The organism is Desulfosporosinus orientis DSM 765, assembly GCF_000235605.1.
Lineage (GTDB): Bacteria > Bacillota > Desulfitobacteriia > Desulfitobacteriales > Desulfitobacteriaceae > Desulfosporosinus > Desulfosporosinus orientis.
The window spans coordinates 1,569,009-1,583,603 of sequence record NC_016584.1 but is presented as its reverse complement, the minus strand read 5'-3'; the positions used below and the strand labels follow the sequence as shown (position 1 = coordinate 1,583,603).

Below are 14,595 nucleotides of genomic sequence, written 5' to 3'. Positions count from 1 at the left end.
TTATTTCATGAATAGGAAACCTCTTTATATTGTAGCAATAATTACCTGAGTAAGATAGCTTTTAAAACACATAATAAGGATGTTCCAGTACACAAACAAAATTTTTAAAGGAGGGTTCCGATCATGGCAGGAGAAAGAAACACTAATACACCCGCAGCACAAGGAGCATCACAACAATTGGATCAATTCAAGTATGAAGTTGCAAATGAAATGGGCCTTCAATTAGGCGGTGACCGCACCAGCCGCGAAAACGGTTCGGTTGGAGGCCAAATGACCAAACGCATGATTCAGTTTGCTGAAGAACACCTCAAGAGTGGAACGAGAATCTAACTTAATAGGTTAGTACTTAAGAAGGATATCGAAAGATATCCTTCTTACTATTTTAGTATGCCCCAGTGAAACCGAAAATCCAGCCAATAAAATAGGAGCTATCGCTCCTATTTTATGGTTCCATCGGTTTCTTCAAGAAATTTTTTCTTTGCAGCTAAATGTTCCTTAACATCTTTTATTTGATGAGCGCTTAATTCTTCCGCATTTTCTTCCAAGAATTGTTCGTTTTTATGAATGTTATTCAGGGTTAATTCAATTTTCTTTAAATCTTGATTCTTATATTTATTGCCGTCATTTCTGGGCATGTTCATCACCTCAAGTGATAGTCTACCCAAAGATATGGTATTCATCCTTTATTGAAGATTCTTGCGAGTCATTTCAAACCTGACAGTACTGGCCAATTTGCCGGAAGAAATCAATTCTTTAGCTATGTTAATGTCCGTATACATAACACGATCTTCTCTGACAGTAGCCACTTTCGAGCGAACCAGCCGGTAAGCCCCTTCACTTCCCTTGCCGCGCTTAAGCTCTCCTTGGCCGGATCTCAGATCCATACCCTGGCAGGCAGCTAATAATTCCATCCCCAATACGTTCCCCGTGTTATCGATGATGGTGCGGGCTTTACGGGCCGCAATAGTTCCCATGCTGACATGGTCTTCCTGGTTGGCTGAAGAAGGGATGGAATCCACACTGGCGGGATGAGCTAAAACTTTATTTTCCGATACTAAGGAAGCCGCCGAATACTGGACGATCATAAAACCGGAGTTTAAGCCTCCGTTAGGAGTCAAAAATGCCGGCAAACCGCTTAAACTGGGATTAACCAAACGTTCCAGGCGGCGTTCGGAAATATTGGCCAGCTCTGCAACAGCAATGCCCAGGAAATCCATAGCCAAAGCCACGGGTTGGCCGTGGAAATTACCCCCGGAAAGTACTTGATCAGCCTCCGGGAAAATTAAGGGATTATCCGTCGCCGAGTTAATCTCCGTTTCGACAACTTTCTTGACATAAGCAATAGCATCTCCCGAAGGACCATGAACTTGAGCAACACAGCGCAGGGCATAGGCATCCTGAACTCTGGTATTCTTCTCGCCAGCGACAAAGGTGCTGCCCTCAGTCAAATTGAGCATATGGGCTGCCACATCCACCTGTCCTTGATGAGGACGGGCAGCATGGATTTTGGGATCAAAAGCATCCAGTATTCCCTCCAGGGCTTCCAAGGTCAATGCCGCTGTAACATTGGCTGACTCCCAAAGGATCTCCGCATCCCAAACAGCCAAAGCAGCAATAGCTGTCATGACCTGGGTACCGTTAATCAGGGCCAGACCCTCTTTTCCTTCCAGAACCACCGGTTCGATTCCTGCCTGGGCAAGGGCTTCCCCTCCGCTCATCCGTCGATCTTTATAAAAGGCCTCTCCTTCACCAAGCAAAACCAGCACCATATGAGATAAAGGGGCTAAATCTCCGCTAGCCCCCAGAGAGCCTTTCTCCGGTATTACGGGAACAATTCCTGCATTTAAAATATCAATCAGGGTCTGGAGAGTTGAGAGGCGAATTCCGGAGAATCCTTTGGCTAAAGCATTTGCCCTAAGGAGCATAATAGCCCTGACGATTTCCGGGGCCAATGGTTCTCCAACCCCTGTAGCATGACTCATAATCAGGTTCCGCTGCAGTTTTTTGGCGTCATCCTTGGAAATCAGCACATCGCTGAACTTGCCAAAACCTGTTGTGATGCCATAAACTGTTTTATTTCCTTCAATTATTTTATCCACATAGTCTCTTGATTTTAGGACATTATTCTTGGCAGCCGGCTGCAGCTCCACTTTGGCACCATACCTGGCAACGGAAACGACTTGCTCTAAGGTAAGGCTTTCTCCATCTAAAGTCACATTCGTTTTTTCTGCTAATACTACGCTCATGTTGTGTCCTCCTTATTGAGAGCAATGAAAAAAGAGGATTAAGCCATAAACTATTTGTCTACAGCTTAGCCCTCAAACATCTAATAACTCTGAGCATACCCTATTTTATTGCAACTTTCTAAAATAAATACATGATTATCCTATATTATTCATCTTAAGTATTATAAGTGATTAATTCCTAAGCCGCACACTTCATGTTCATGGCCTTTAATGGGCGCCCCAATCATTCCATACATGCTCACAGCAATCCAAAGGTCGTCCATGTCTTCTAATGTACGCGGCCCTCTGACAATGGCAAAACGCAACCCAACCGTACGCAGGATATTGCCTAATTGCAGGGGACCCCGGCCCAACCCTTGCAGAGCATCGAGAATGGCGTGATACAGAGCATGCTGGGACCGGTAACTGTCATCTGTAAGTCCCTCACGTTTCGCTGCAGTCTCTACTGCCGCGATGATTTTCTGCACATCCATGGATCCCACTTTACCGGTTACAACATCAAAGCCCTTTTCCCGGGCACGGGAAACATAAGCCTCGGTTTCACTTCCATCAGCCATAGCTATAAGTAAAGCTGTTTTCCCTATTGATGAACAATGTATCATGATTACCCCCCGGCCAAAAGCCCTACTCTCTATCAACTTTATCAGCCTCTAATAACTTCGGAATCTATGGCTGCCTCTTCTCTTATCATAGTCGAGAAACCCTCCGCATTCAACAAGAATTTTTCTCTAAGATAAGTTAAACTCCATATGCCGGCATATCTGGACCACTTATACGATGCCTGTGTCCCGCATCCATAGTCGTGTAAAAATCCCAGTTATGAACATGGTAGTTATTATTTATCGGCAGCGCCGGCCCGGAAATCGCTTTATAATAATGGGAATGTCCATCTTCATATAATACCCAGCCTTCAGAATGATGGCTATGACTTCCACCGGATGTAGGAACAGCTGGCCCTGTCACATCAAGACATTGATGTACATGTCCCTGCTCACAGGACGTATGCGTAACACTTCCATGATTATGAGCAGGATCAGATTTAACTTTAGTGTACATTCTCGTTCCTCCTCTTCGCCTAAATAAATGCACTTCATTTTATGACGATAAGGGAACTAATGATAACAATATTGATATAAGACATCCTACTGATTGGTACCTGACTTCCTCCCATCAAACACCGGAGAACTGCCTTACACGAGCAGCGTTCAGAACTGCCAAAACAGCGACTCCAACATCGGCAAAGACTGCTTCCCACATGGTAGCCATTCCTAAGGCTCCAAAGACGACAAATCCGAGTTTAATCCCTAAGGCAAAGATAATATTCTGCCAGATGATTTTCTTAGTGTATTTGGCGATGCCAATGGCTGTCAAAAGCTTGGCCGGCTGATCTTCCATCAGCACGACATCGGCTGCTTCGATAGCTGCGTCCGATCCTAATCCTCCCATGGCCATTCCCACATCCGCCCGGGTCAGAACCGGTGCATCATTAATTCCGTCCCCGACAAAAACCACTTTTTCTTTGCGGTCTTTATCCTCCATTAACTTTTCTAGGCAAGCTACTTTATCTTCAGGAAGCAAATCAGCGTAAAATTCCGACACCCCTAAATCACCGGCAACACTTTGAGCGGCTTTTTCATGATCCCCGGTGAGCATCACTGTTTTAATACCCGAGTCCTGAAGAGCTTTAATGGTTTCCTTGGCACCGGACTTAATGCGGTCTGTAATCAGAAGATAGCCTGCATAGCATCCGGAAACTGCCACATAAACAAGAGTCCCTGCCTGCTGAGCAGCGTCCTGATCCGGAACCGGTATGCCGGCCTCCTGCAGGAAGGATTGTTTCCCTACCAAAACCTCTTGTCCTTTAATCTTAGCCTGGATTCCTTTTCCGCTTACTTCCCTGTATTCATCCGACGTCCCGGCTTCAAGAGGCAATCCATAACGGGTACAAATGGATTTGGCAATAGGATGACTGGAGTGAATTTCTGCCGCAGCTGCCGTTTCTAAAAGAAATTCTGGGCTGTAGCCCTCGGCTGGATTGATTTCGACAACTTCAAAAACCCCTTGAGTTAATGTTCCGGTTTTATCGAAAACAACCGTCTTAACTTTGGTGAGTGATTCCAGAAAGTTCGCCCCTTTAACAAGGACCCCATGTCGGGAAGCTCCCCCGATCCCGCCAAAATACCCCAGAGGCACTGAGATGACTAAGGCACAAGGGCAGGATATGACCAAGATAGTCAAAGCTCGATAAATCCACTCCCTGAACACCCCGGCTCCCAGCAGTGGGGGAACTATGGCAATCAGCAAAGCGATGACAACAATTGCCGGAGTGTAATACCGGGAGAAGGCTGTTATAAATTTCTCTGTAGGTGCTTTGCGGGAGCTGGCGTTTTCCACAAGATCGAGAATTTTTTGTACTGAGGATTCCGCATAGGGGCGGGTGACTTGAATGGTAAGCACACCGCTGGTATTGACCATTCCAGATAAGACAGCATCCCCTGCTTCGACTCTGCGGGGAACCGATTCTCCTGTCAGTGCCGAGGTATCGAGAAAGGAGGATCCCTTGACGACCTCGCCATCCAAGGGGACTTTTTCACCGGGACGCACCATAATCCATTGTCCTACCTGCACTTCTTCCGGAGCAACTTTGATAACGTCTAATTGATGAAGCAGGTTGGCATAGTCGGGTCTAATATTCATTAAGGCCTGTATGGAATGACGTGAGCGGTTGACCGCCAGGTCTTGAATATATTCGCCCACGGTATAAAAAAGCATAACCCCGACAGCCTCAGGCAATTGATTAATGGCAATTGCCCCGATAGTGCCGATGGACATCAAAAAGTTTTCATCAAACACAGCCCCTCTCGTCAAATTGCGAAAGGCCGTAAATAAAACTTCATAGCCAACGGCAAAATAGGCGGCTAGAAAAATCGTGTATTTTAAGACCAAGGAAAGCTCTATTCCGAGAACTGGCATCAACAGGCCTGCGCCAAGTAAGATCCCGGCAAAGAGCATGCGCATGATCTGTTGTCTTTTATCTGCTGACTTATCCTCTTCTGGCTGCAGATTCTTGCCCAACTGATTTAAGGGCTTTAAAATGACCCCCGGCTCAATCCGGTCAACAATCCTTTGGGCAAGTTCTAAAGCGGCCGGCGGCAGGTACACGGTTTGGGTCGCAAAATTTAAGGTAGTTTGACCAATGGCATCTTCAGCACAAAAGGCCTTTTCGATTTTCATGGCACAATTGGCACAACATAATCCTTCTAACCGGTACTTTATTCTCTCTTGACATGGTTCTTCTTTAGACATTCTCTTTTCCTCCAAACCTCTAATTCCATAGTCACTCAAACTATGAATTTTTCTCCGGCTATTCGATACGATGTCGCGGTTGGAAGTTTCAAGTTGACTTCAACGAATTATCTTAAGCCCTTCCCTCGGAAATGTGTTCAAGCCCTTCCTTGTATAGGGCCATAACATGATCGTCATCTAAGGAGTAATAAACCATTTTTCCTTCCCGGCGGTATTTAACCAGGTGATTGCTCCTAAGGATCCTTAATTGGTGAGATGTTGCTGATTGGCTTAAATCCAAAAGGACCGCCAAATCACAGACACAGAATTCCTTTTGGGCTAAGGCATCCATAATTCGAACTCGGGTCGGGTCTCCCAGGGTCTTGAATAAATCCGCTAATTGGATAACTTGCTCTCCCGGTATGAGAGTATGCCGAACGGGTTCAATTAGGTCAGTATGAACACATATGGTTTCACAAACAGGACTATCCCCGGAAGATTCTATTGGCAGAAATTCAGGATTTGGTTGGTTTACTTTTTCTGTAGCTATAAAAAACACCGCCTCTACATATGATTATATGTTCATATGTTTATTATAATCATCTTTGGATTTTTATCAAGCCTTTTAGCTGAATTTCAATCCCTGAAAGTAGAAAGAACTGTATCTTCGCAAAGACTGCGCTGAGATACAGTTCTTAATTGTTTCTTAATTGTTCGAGCTGTTGAAGTATAAACCACCTGGTTAAGATAATTACTGTACCTGATACATGCCATGACTTTGCATGTATTGGAAAATCCCTTCACCATGCTGCTGTTCTTCTTTTTGAATATGATTGAGAACCTGACGGACATTGGTATCTCTAAATTCAAAAACCGCCGTATCATAGGCCCCGGATACATATTTTTCTGTCATCAGCATATCTTTACAAAGCTTTGCATCCTCTTGATTATAATTTCCCTGGACATTTGAGGGTACTTGAGATTGAGCCGCAGCCTGCTGCTGGTTTTGACCTTGATTTTGTTGTCCCCCAACATTAGGTACTTGTCCGCTCAGAAGCTGATTTATGGAATTCAAATGTTCTTGCTCCTTGGCTGAATAAGTGTTGAAAAGCTGCTTTAACTGAGGATCTTGGGCTTGGTTAGCATATTTGGCATATTTGTCAACACAAGTCTCTTCATGAGTTTTTTGATCCATCAGCAGGGATTGTTCCTTCTGTGATAATTGAATTGGCATCTAAATGCACCTCCCTAAATCTAAATGGTAGGGTTTCCATTAATGCCGATACTATTCATTGCCACCAATCATCATTTATTGTCCTCTAAATTTTAAACTGACCAACTGCAGCCTGAATTCGGCCTGCATTTTGTGCCAGGGATTGGGCTGTGCCCGCTACAATTTGCATTGTCGCCGTAACTTCTCTCGTTGACGTCTCGATAGTCTCTGCCTTGGTTACAGCTTCCTCGGACACTTGTTTAACTCGGGCAACATAGAGATTCATCTCCTCCATGCTGCCCAGCATTTCTTCGCTGGAAGCCGCTATGTCACTGATATTGAGAGCTACTTCCTTAGTTGAACCGGCAATAGTATCCAAGGTATCTTGGGCCTCGTGAATGGAGGTCACACTTTCTTTGACCATTGAGTCTGTTTGCATCATTCCTTGGACAGTATCATGAATACTCTTTTGGATAAGAGTTGTAATTTCAGAGACCTCTCGGGTTGAAGAAGCGACATTCTCGGCAAGTTTAAGAATTTCACCGGCGACAACAGCAAAACCTTTACCATGCTCTCCGGCTCTTGCTGCTTCTATCGCTGCATTCAGGGCCAGCAAATTCGTTTGCCGGGCCACTTGAGCAATGGTTTCGGTTATTGATCCAATCCGATTGGACTGCTCCGCTAAGTCTTCGATAGTCCGAACGGAGTTGTTCACGGATTCATTAGTCTCGGTCATTGTCTTCATAATCGTTGCCAGCTTGCCTAAACCTTCCTCAGAAAGGTTTTCAGATTTTACCGCTTCTTGGGAAACCGCCGCAGCTCTTTGGGCAATCACCTGAGCGGCATTTTCCAGCTCTGTAACCATGCTGATCATTTGCTGCTGAGTTTGCGCTTGTTCTCTGGCTTCAGCAGCCATTTGAGTCGTATAATCAGCGACACTGCTATTTGTGGCTGTTACTTCCTGAGAGCTGGCCGATAATTCTTCCGAAGAAACAACCCACTCTTTAGCCATTTTCCGCAAGTCACGAACAATGCCGCTAAAACTCTCCATCATTTGGTTAAAGGCGCGGCCTAACTCCGCAACTTCGCTTTTCTGGATAACGTCAGCTCTCTCGGTCAGATCTCCTGATGCCACTTGGATTATTTTCTGCTGCATAACATAGATGGGTTTTAAGAAACGAATATAATTTCTTAAAGATGCAATAATGCCTATTAAAATACCGGAAAGGAGAAAAAACACAAAAATAGCTATGGATTTGGTTCGATCGAGCTTCATAATGTAAAGAAGGATCAGCCCCAGAGCGGATAACATGGGAATTACCCCAACCAGAGTCAGACTGATATACTTAAGCAAGCCAATGGTCTGCTTCTTGCCTTCTAATAACTCATCAGTGACTTCCATTTAAATTTCCTCCTTATTTTCTCCACAGTCATGGTTGAGTAATATGAATATTCTGTTTTTTAAAGCTCTTGTCATCCATCTTAGAAGTGAATGTTCATTCATTGTTTTTGTTCACGCAATGCAGTAAAATTAAATAAAAAGGTTATTTGATTAATCCTTGAAGGTATCTGGATTTCAAATGTTTAAGTACTATTACAATATTAGGAGGATCCCTATGAAGACTACGAATATGAAAGCGAAAGATTTCTTGAATTATCGTGTTGTTTGCGAAGGATGCAGCAAAACCTTATTTTTTTCCGGTCAAGACAACGGGGAAACTATTAAAGTTCTCTGTGACAAATGTACTGAGGCTATGATTGCGGCAGACCTTAAGCCCGGGCGGATGCCCTAGGGCAATTATGCTTCAAAAAGGCGGCGCCATCAATGTTGTATGAGAGCTCTTCAGGGTCGGGCAGCTTCGCCACATCCGTTCACCCAGCATTCCGAGGCTCGCCTACTCACCGGTGCGGGAGTTCCGCCAAACCTCCGGGTAATACCTGAGGTGAACCGTGGCTCCACTTACCCGCGCCGGCTTGTAGGCTTTTACCGCCTCTCCATGAAATGGGTTCACTCCTGTGGACGAAGCTGCCCTGGCTTTGGGGTCCACGGGCCCTTAAGATATTTTGGGCATTTTATGGTTGTTTCTTTAAGCACAGTAGAACAAAAGGCCATGTCAGTAGTTGACGATGGCCTTTTGTTTTGTCTAGGTGACTAAGGGTTTAACGATGTCTGCCCGGAAGTCTGGGCAGTCTATTAAATATAATTTACCGGATAGCCCTCTTTTTCAATAATATACTTGGCAATTTCCTGACGCAGGCCGATCATATCTACATTGGGTCTGCGCACAAGTTTGCGCATTCCTGCCAGGACAGTGCTCAGGGAATCCCCTTTCTCTACGGCGCAGAGAACTTCTTTAGCCTGCTGTTCAAGGATGGTAAAGGCCGAATAAGCTCCTAAGGTTGCAGCTTTCGCGACAAATTCTTTATGCTCATCAGTAACCTCCAGGGTTTGGACTTTCTGAGCTCTGAGGACGGCGCTTTCCATGGCGTAGACTTGGAGAACCATCTCAGCCATGCCTGTCAGGATAAATTGATTATCCTTCAAAGCCATGCCCATGTTTTGAGCTGCCAGTCCTGCAGCCATTAAGCAGAGCTTCTTCGCTTTTTGGGTCATTTGGTTGAGAGCTTCCAAGCCTTCAGCCTCCCCGCCTAAACCGATGGAAACAAGCTCTTTGCTCACAGCCTGAGCCGCCTGCAGCAGGGGCAGTTCGCCTGTCATGGCCCGTTTGAGCAAGGTTCCGGGGACCAGCAGGCGGTTGATTTCATTAGTTCCCTCGAATAAGCGATTGATGCGGGAATCCCGGTACATCCGCTCAATGGGGTACTCCTTAATAAATCCATAGCCGCCATGAATCTGAACTCCTTCATCCACAGCGAAGTCTAACACTTCCGAAGCATAGACTTTGTTCAGGGAGCATTCTATAGCATATTCTTCCAAAGCCTTGCCGGCTTCTTTGCGGCAGTCTCCGGTCAGGTCAAGATCATGGAAGCCGCTTTCCATCAGCCCGGCAGTACGATAAACCACACTTTCAGCCATGAAAGCCCGGGTAGCGATCTCGGCAATTTTGTTTTGAATAGCTCCAAAGGTATTCAGTGCTGCACCAAATTGTTTCCGCTCTGAAGCATATTTCAAAGCGGTTTCTAGAACTACTTCAACACTGCCGATGGCTCCGGCGGCCAGTTTAAAGCGGCCAACATTGAGAATATTGAAGGCCACAACATGCCCGCGTCCCAATTCCCCAACGATATTTTCAACAGGAACCATAACATCTTCCAAAATTACCTGGCGTGTGGAAGACCCTTTGATTCCCATTTTTTGCTCTTCAGGTCCAAGAGAGAGACCGGGGTAGTCCCGTTCTACAATGAAATTGGTCAATTTGCCGTCCACTTTAGCATAAACAAGGAAGACATCGGCAAAACCTGCATTGGTTATGAATTGTTTAGTCCCATTTAAACAGTAGTGCGTACCTTCGGCATTAAGTACAGCTGTAGCTTTCGCACCTAAAGCATCCGAACCGGAACCGGGCTCTGTCAGGCAATAAGCGGCAACCTTGCTGCCATTAGCCAGACCGGGGAGATACTTGGCTTTTTGCTCAGGGGTACCGAAATAAACAATGGGCAAGGTTCCGATTCCGGTATGAGCAGCATAAGACACTGCAAAGGATCCTCCCCGGGGAACCTCTTCACCTACTACGACGGTAGAAGCTTTGTCTAAAGCTAAGCCTTCAAATTCTTCAGGAATTTCCAAACCTAACAGGCCCAATTCTCCTGCTTGGCGCATGAATTCCCGGGCAACCCCATCTTTTTGCTCCTCGATCTCCTCAATCCTGGGAGCGACCTCTTTGCTCATAAAATTATGGGCCATTCTCTTAAGCTGGCGATGGTCTTCATTGATTTCTTCCCGCACAAATATTTGATCCGGAGTAACTTCTGTCAGTAAGAAACCGCCCCCGCGCACTGCTAATTCCATATCTTGTTCCTCCTCATTATCGAGGTGCGAAATTCGATGTTCGAGGTTGGTGTAGGGGAATCGTGGAAGATAGCATCGAATTTCGCTCTCAAACCTATTCTGGTATAAAACAACACTCACATTTTGTGTATCCAGCAGGCAATTTGCCCTTACTTTCACCTGACTTACCAGCCAAACACGAGAATCAGCCCCCATGTCTCTGTCTCGCATGTCTCGCTGTCTGACCTAACACATCTCTCATATCTCATCTAATGGTGATATCCCTTTAATTTCACATGCCTCCCAGCCGGACAGAAGAACCGTCCCCCTGTCTGGGTTACAGCATCTCGTAGATCCCGGCAGCACCCATGCCGCCGCCGATACACATGGTAACCATGCCGTACTTCAGCTTCCGCTTGGTCATTTCACTTAAAAGAGTTGCGGTAAGCTTAGCACCTGTGCAGCCCAAGGGGTGTCCAAAGGCAATGGCGCCGCCATTAGGGTTTACTTTGGCCGGATCTATTTCCAAGGTTTTCAGAATAGCTAAGGATTGAGAAGCAAAGGCCTCGTTCAATTCGAACAAATCAATTTGATCCAAAGTCATGCCAACTTGCTTTAAGACCTTGGGAATGGCTTTAATCGGTCCAATACCCATCAGTTCCGGTTCCACACCGGCTACGGCAAATCCCCTCCAAACGGCCAAGGGTTTAAGATTAAGTTCTTTAACCTTTTGTTCGGACATCAACAAGGTCATGGCTGCACCGTCACTGGTCTGGGACGAGTTCCCTGCCGTGACACTACCTCCCGCTTTAAAGGCTGTCCTTAATTTCGCTAATGACTCCACAGTGGTTTCCTGACGAATTCCCTCATCTTTGGTAAACCACTTTTCACCAGGCTTGCCGTACATAGGCAATGGAACCGGAACAATTTCATCATCAAAGCGGCCGCTGCTTTGGGCTGCCCAGGCTTTTTGATGACTTGAAGCGGCAAAGGCATCCTGCTGCTCACGGGTTACTTCATATTTCAGAGCCACATTCTCGGCCGTAATCCCCATGGATACATAAGCTTGGGGAGCATGCTCGACCAAATACGGATTGGGTGCAGGTTTAGCACCGCCCATGGGTACCATGGACATACTCTCGGCTCCCCCGGCAATCATGACATCCGCTTCCCCTAAACGGATACGGTCCGCGGCCATGGAAATGGCTTGTAATCCTGAGGAGCAGAATCGGTTGATAGTAACTCCCGGGACATCGATGGGTAAACCTGCCCGTAAAGCCATGATTTTAGCCATATTCATTCCCTGCTCTGCTTCAGGGAAGGAGCAGCCTATAACTAAGTCATCAATCTCTGCGGGATTAAGTGACGGAACTCTTTTGAGAATATCCTGAATAACATAAGCACCTAGGTCATCCGGGCGAACTTGTGCCAAAGCACCTCGACCCGATTTTCCGATGGCTGTACGCTTCGACTCTATAATGAAGGCTTCTTGCATGCTTTTCCCCCCCTAATTACGTAGTGGTTTGCCTTTAGAAAGCATATGGCGGATCCGGTCATGAGTTTTCGGTTCGCCCACTAAGCTCATAAAAGCTTCACGTTCAAGATCCAAGAGATATTGTTCATCCACAAGGCTTCCTGCCGGACGGTCTCCGCCGGTAACGGCATAGGCGATTTTCTTGCCGATATGCTGGTCATACTCGGAGATGTAATTTCCTTCCCGCATTCCATAGAGAGCCAGTTCCAGGGTAGCCCGCACGCCAGGCCCGCCGACTTTATATTTCTTGGGTAAATTCGGTCTGAAATTACGAGCTAAGTCAATAACCCGGGCTTTGGCATCCAGGATCACATGATCCGGATTCATGCTGTAGCGGTCACCTTCACGGAGGAAGCCCAAATGACGAGCTTTTTCCGCACTGTTGGAAACTTGAGCCATAGCCACAATTTCAAAGCGCTTGCCGAAGAAATAATCCGGAGCGACTTGAATGCCCGGGAGAATTCCTTCCATGGCCCGGACAGCCATTTCTTTGGTGCCGCCGCCGCCAGGAATCAAGCCCACGCCTACTTCCACCAGGCCCATGTAAGTTTCCGAGGAAGCCTGAATAGCATGAGAGTGCAGGCAAACTTCACAGCCGCCGCCCAGAGTCATGCCAAAGGGGGCTGCTACCACAGGTTTTTTGGCGTATTTCAGGGCCATAGTTCCGTTCTGGAATTGACGAACCATGTAGTCCAGGTCATCCCAGTTTTCTTCTTCCGCTTCCAGGAGAATCTGCATCAGATTAGCCCCGACACAGAAGTTCTTACCCTGATTGCCGATGACCATGCCCAAATAGTTTTTATCCACTTCTTCCAGGGACTTGTGAATCATGGTGAGGATATCCGCACCAATGGAATTGTTGGGTGAGTGGAACTCTAAGCAAGCCACGCCATCCCCCAGGTCAATCAGGCTGGCTCCGGCATTGCCGATGATCTTCTTGCCGTCCTTATGGGCTTGTTTAAGGGAAACGGCATATGGGCTGGCCGGTTTTTTATGATACTCGCCATCTTGGAAATAAGAGACTTCACCGGACTCGCTCTTTTGATAGAAACGGTCATGCCCTTTGGCCAGCAGTTCTTCCACCAGGGGAGGCAGTGTCCCGCCTTCTGCCACGACGCGGTCAGCAATGGTTTTCACACCTAAGGCATCCCAAATTTCAAAGGGTCCCATTTGCCAGTTGAAGCCCCAGCGCATGCCCTCATCAATACCGGAAATATTGTCAGCAATATCCTTAGCAATGGCAGCTGCGTAGAGCAGGACAGGTTTTAGGACATTCCAGGAGAACTCAGCCCCGGCGTCTTTACCGTTGATCAAGGTGCGCATTTTTTCCGTGAGGCTGCCGGCAGCTTTTGCTTTTTCCAAAGAAGCAAAACTGACCTTTTTCTTGGGGACATAGGTCATAGTGTGGGGATCCAGGACTTCAACCACTTTACCTTGAGGTCCCTTGGACTTTTTATAGAAACCTTGTTTAGTTTTATCGCCAAGCCAACCATTGGTCAGCATTGTTTGCATAAATTCAGGTAAGGTAAAATTATCTTTTTCAGCAGGTACTCCCAAAGCCACTGTATTAGCCGTATGGATAAAAGTATCCAGACCGACCAGGTCAACGGTTCGGAAGGAAGCACTCTTTGGCCGTCCCATAACCGGTCCGGTAAGGGCATCCACTTCGTCAACGCTTAAGCCGGAACGAAGCATTTCTTGCAGGGTTACGGCTAAGCCATAAACCCCAATCCGATTGGCAATGAAGTTGGGGGTATCTTTAGCGATAACCACTCCTTTGCCTAAGACTCTTTCTCCAAACTCACATAGATATGTCATAATCTCCGGGTCAGTATTGGGTCCGGGGATAATTTCCAAGAGTTTCATATAGCGGGGGGGATTAAAGAAGTGTGTTCCCAGAAAATAACGTGTAAAGCTCTCGGGCAAATCACTGACCATGGCTTTTAAGGAAATGCCGGAGGTGTTGGAACTGACGATAGTGCCTGGTTTAACAATAGCTGCAATCTTCTTGAAAAGATCCACCTTAATATCCAGGCGTTCCACAACAACCTCAATCACCCAATCAACCTCGTTTAAGCGACCCAAATCATCACTTATGTTTCCAACTTCAATGCGATCTGCAAATTCCGGAACTAATAATGGGGCGGGATTCATTTTTAACAACTTAGCCTTATTGCCTTCGGCAATACTATTCCGTACTTTAGGGTCCTCCAAGGTTAATCCGGCAGCTTCTTCTTTCGCCGACAATTTAGAAGGAACAATATCCAACAACAGGCTTGGGATTCCGGCGTTGGCCAAATGAGCAGCAATGGTACTTCCCATGACACCCGACCCTATCACCGCAACTTTATGAATCTGCATTTCCATC

Annotated in this window: 14 protein-coding genes; 3 read left to right on the top strand and 11 right to left on the bottom strand. The window is 46.4% G+C overall.

Translation table 11 applies throughout. From position 1 onward, the window contains the following. Positions 1–123 precede the first annotated feature (123 nt). Complete coding sequence (locus DESOR_RS07395) at positions 124–330, top strand: alpha/beta-type small acid-soluble spore protein (RefSeq protein ID WP_014183990.1); 207 nt, start codon at positions 124–126, stop codon at positions 328–330. Positions 331–437: 107 nt separating this feature from the next. Here the strand turns inward: DESOR_RS07395 and DESOR_RS07390 are convergent, their stop codons facing one another. From DESOR_RS07390 to DESOR_RS07355, 8 genes are all read right to left on the bottom strand, one after another. Next, complete coding sequence (locus DESOR_RS07390) at positions 438–635, bottom strand: hypothetical protein (RefSeq protein WP_014183989.1); 198 nt, start codon at positions 633–635, stop codon at positions 438–440. 48 nt (positions 636–683) lie between these two features. Then, positions 684–2,246, bottom strand: a complete 1,563-nt coding sequence (gene hutH, locus DESOR_RS07385; protein WP_014183988.1) for a histidine ammonia-lyase — start codon at positions 2,244–2,246, stop codon at positions 684–686. 161 nt (positions 2,247–2,407) lie between these two features. Continuing rightward, complete coding sequence (gene hutP, locus DESOR_RS07380) at positions 2,408–2,848, bottom strand: histidine utilization transcription antiterminator HutP (RefSeq protein WP_014183987.1); 441 nt, start codon at positions 2,846–2,848, stop codon at positions 2,408–2,410. A gap of 136 nt (positions 2,849–2,984) precedes the next feature. Continuing rightward, on the bottom strand, positions 2,985–3,302 hold the full coding sequence (locus tag DESOR_RS07375) for a YmaF family protein (protein WP_014183986.1): 318 nt from the start codon (positions 3,300–3,302) through the stop codon (positions 2,985–2,987). Positions 3,303–3,416: 114 nt separating this feature from the next. Beyond that, positions 3,417–5,552, bottom strand: coding sequence for a heavy metal translocating P-type ATPase (locus DESOR_RS07370; RefSeq protein ID WP_014183985.1), 2,136 nt, complete (start codon positions 5,550–5,552; stop codon positions 3,417–3,419). Between the two features lie 112 nt (positions 5,553–5,664). Continuing rightward, a complete protein-coding gene (locus DESOR_RS07365) occupies positions 5,665–6,042 on the bottom strand; it encodes an ArsR/SmtB family transcription factor (RefSeq protein ID WP_042332025.1) in 378 nt (125 codons plus the stop codon). Positions 6,043–6,282: 240 nt separating this feature from the next. Further along, positions 6,283–6,765, bottom strand: a complete 483-nt coding sequence (locus DESOR_RS07360; RefSeq protein ID WP_014183983.1) for a spore coat protein — start codon at positions 6,763–6,765, stop codon at positions 6,283–6,285. 85 nt (positions 6,766–6,850) lie between these two features. Next, positions 6,851–8,146: a methyl-accepting chemotaxis protein gene (locus DESOR_RS07355; protein ID WP_014183982.1), complete on the bottom strand. Its 1,296-nt coding sequence runs from the start codon at positions 8,144–8,146 to the stop codon at positions 6,851–6,853. A 214-nt stretch (positions 8,147–8,360) separates the two neighbouring features. Between DESOR_RS07355 and DESOR_RS29630 the strand changes: the two genes are divergently transcribed. Together DESOR_RS29630 and DESOR_RS28695 are read left to right on the top strand one after the other, a co-directional pair. Next, positions 8,361–8,537 (top strand): hypothetical protein, encoded by a 177-nt coding sequence (locus DESOR_RS29630; RefSeq protein ID WP_014183981.1) that lies wholly within the window; start codon positions 8,361–8,363, stop codon positions 8,535–8,537. A 39-nt stretch (positions 8,538–8,576) separates the two neighbouring features. After that, entirely contained in the window at positions 8,577–8,900 is a 324-nt protein-coding gene (locus DESOR_RS28695) for a hypothetical protein (protein ID WP_148265237.1), read from the top strand. Between the two features lie 38 nt (positions 8,901–8,938). On the opposite strand, the gene DESOR_RS07350 is transcribed toward DESOR_RS28695, so the two are convergent. The 3 genes from DESOR_RS07350 to DESOR_RS07340 all read right to left on the bottom strand — a co-directional run bounded on the left by DESOR_RS07350 (position 8,939) and on the right by DESOR_RS07340 (position 14,588). Beyond that, positions 8,939–10,714 (bottom strand): acyl-CoA dehydrogenase family protein, encoded by a 1,776-nt coding sequence (locus tag DESOR_RS07350; RefSeq protein WP_042330922.1) that lies wholly within the window; start codon positions 10,712–10,714, stop codon positions 8,939–8,941. A 316-nt stretch (positions 10,715–11,030) separates the two neighbouring features. Continuing rightward, positions 11,031–12,188, bottom strand: coding sequence for an acetyl-CoA C-acyltransferase (locus DESOR_RS07345; RefSeq protein ID WP_014183979.1), 1,158 nt, complete (start codon positions 12,186–12,188; stop codon positions 11,031–11,033). Between the two features lie 12 nt (positions 12,189–12,200). Beyond that, positions 12,201–14,588 carry a 3-hydroxyacyl-CoA dehydrogenase/enoyl-CoA hydratase family protein gene (locus DESOR_RS07340; RefSeq protein ID WP_014183978.1) on the bottom strand — a complete coding sequence of 796 codons (2,388 nt, stop codon included), beginning with the start codon at positions 14,586–14,588 and terminating at the stop codon, positions 12,201–12,203. Between the last annotated feature and the right edge of the window lie 7 nt (positions 14,589–14,595).

Bases quoted from the DNA above. Each gene is read 5' to 3' on its own strand.
- DESOR_RS07395 (WP_014183990.1), top strand. From the start codon at position 124: ATGGCAGGAGAAAGAAACACTAATACACCCGCAGCACAAGGAGCATCA.
- DESOR_RS07370 (WP_014183985.1), bottom strand. From the start codon at position 5,552: ATGTCTAAAGAAGAACCATGTCAAGAGAGAATAAAGTACCGGTTAGAA.
- hutH (WP_014183988.1), bottom strand. From the start codon at position 2,246: ATGAGCGTAGTATTAGCAGAAAAAACGAATGTGACTTTAGATGGAGAA.
- DESOR_RS07375 (WP_014183986.1), bottom strand. From the start codon at position 3,302: ATGTACACTAAAGTTAAATCTGATCCTGCTCATAATCATGGAAGTGTT.
- DESOR_RS07340 (WP_014183978.1), bottom strand. From the start codon at position 14,588: ATGCAGATTCATAAAGTTGCGGTGATAGGGTCGGGTGTCATGGGAAGT.
- DESOR_RS07345 (WP_014183979.1), bottom strand. From the start codon at position 12,188: ATGCAAGAAGCCTTCATTATAGAGTCGAAGCGTACAGCCATCGGAAAA.
- DESOR_RS07355 (WP_014183982.1), bottom strand. From the start codon at position 8,146: ATGGAAGTCACTGATGAGTTATTAGAAGGCAAGAAGCAGACCATTGGC.
- DESOR_RS07360 (WP_014183983.1), bottom strand. From the start codon at position 6,765: ATGCCAATTCAATTATCACAGAAGGAACAATCCCTGCTGATGGATCAA.
- DESOR_RS07390 (WP_014183989.1), bottom strand. From the start codon at position 635: ATGCCCAGAAATGACGGCAATAAATATAAGAATCAAGATTTAAAGAAA.
- DESOR_RS29630 (WP_014183981.1), top strand. From the start codon at position 8,361: ATGAAGACTACGAATATGAAAGCGAAAGATTTCTTGAATTATCGTGTT.
- DESOR_RS07350 (WP_042330922.1), bottom strand. From the start codon at position 10,714: ATGGAATTAGCAGTGCGCGGGGGCGGTTTCTTACTGACAGAAGTTACT.
- DESOR_RS28695 (WP_148265237.1), top strand. From the start codon at position 8,577: ATGAGAGCTCTTCAGGGTCGGGCAGCTTCGCCACATCCGTTCACCCAG.
- hutP (WP_014183987.1), bottom strand. From the start codon at position 2,848: ATGATACATTGTTCATCAATAGGGAAAACAGCTTTACTTATAGCTATG.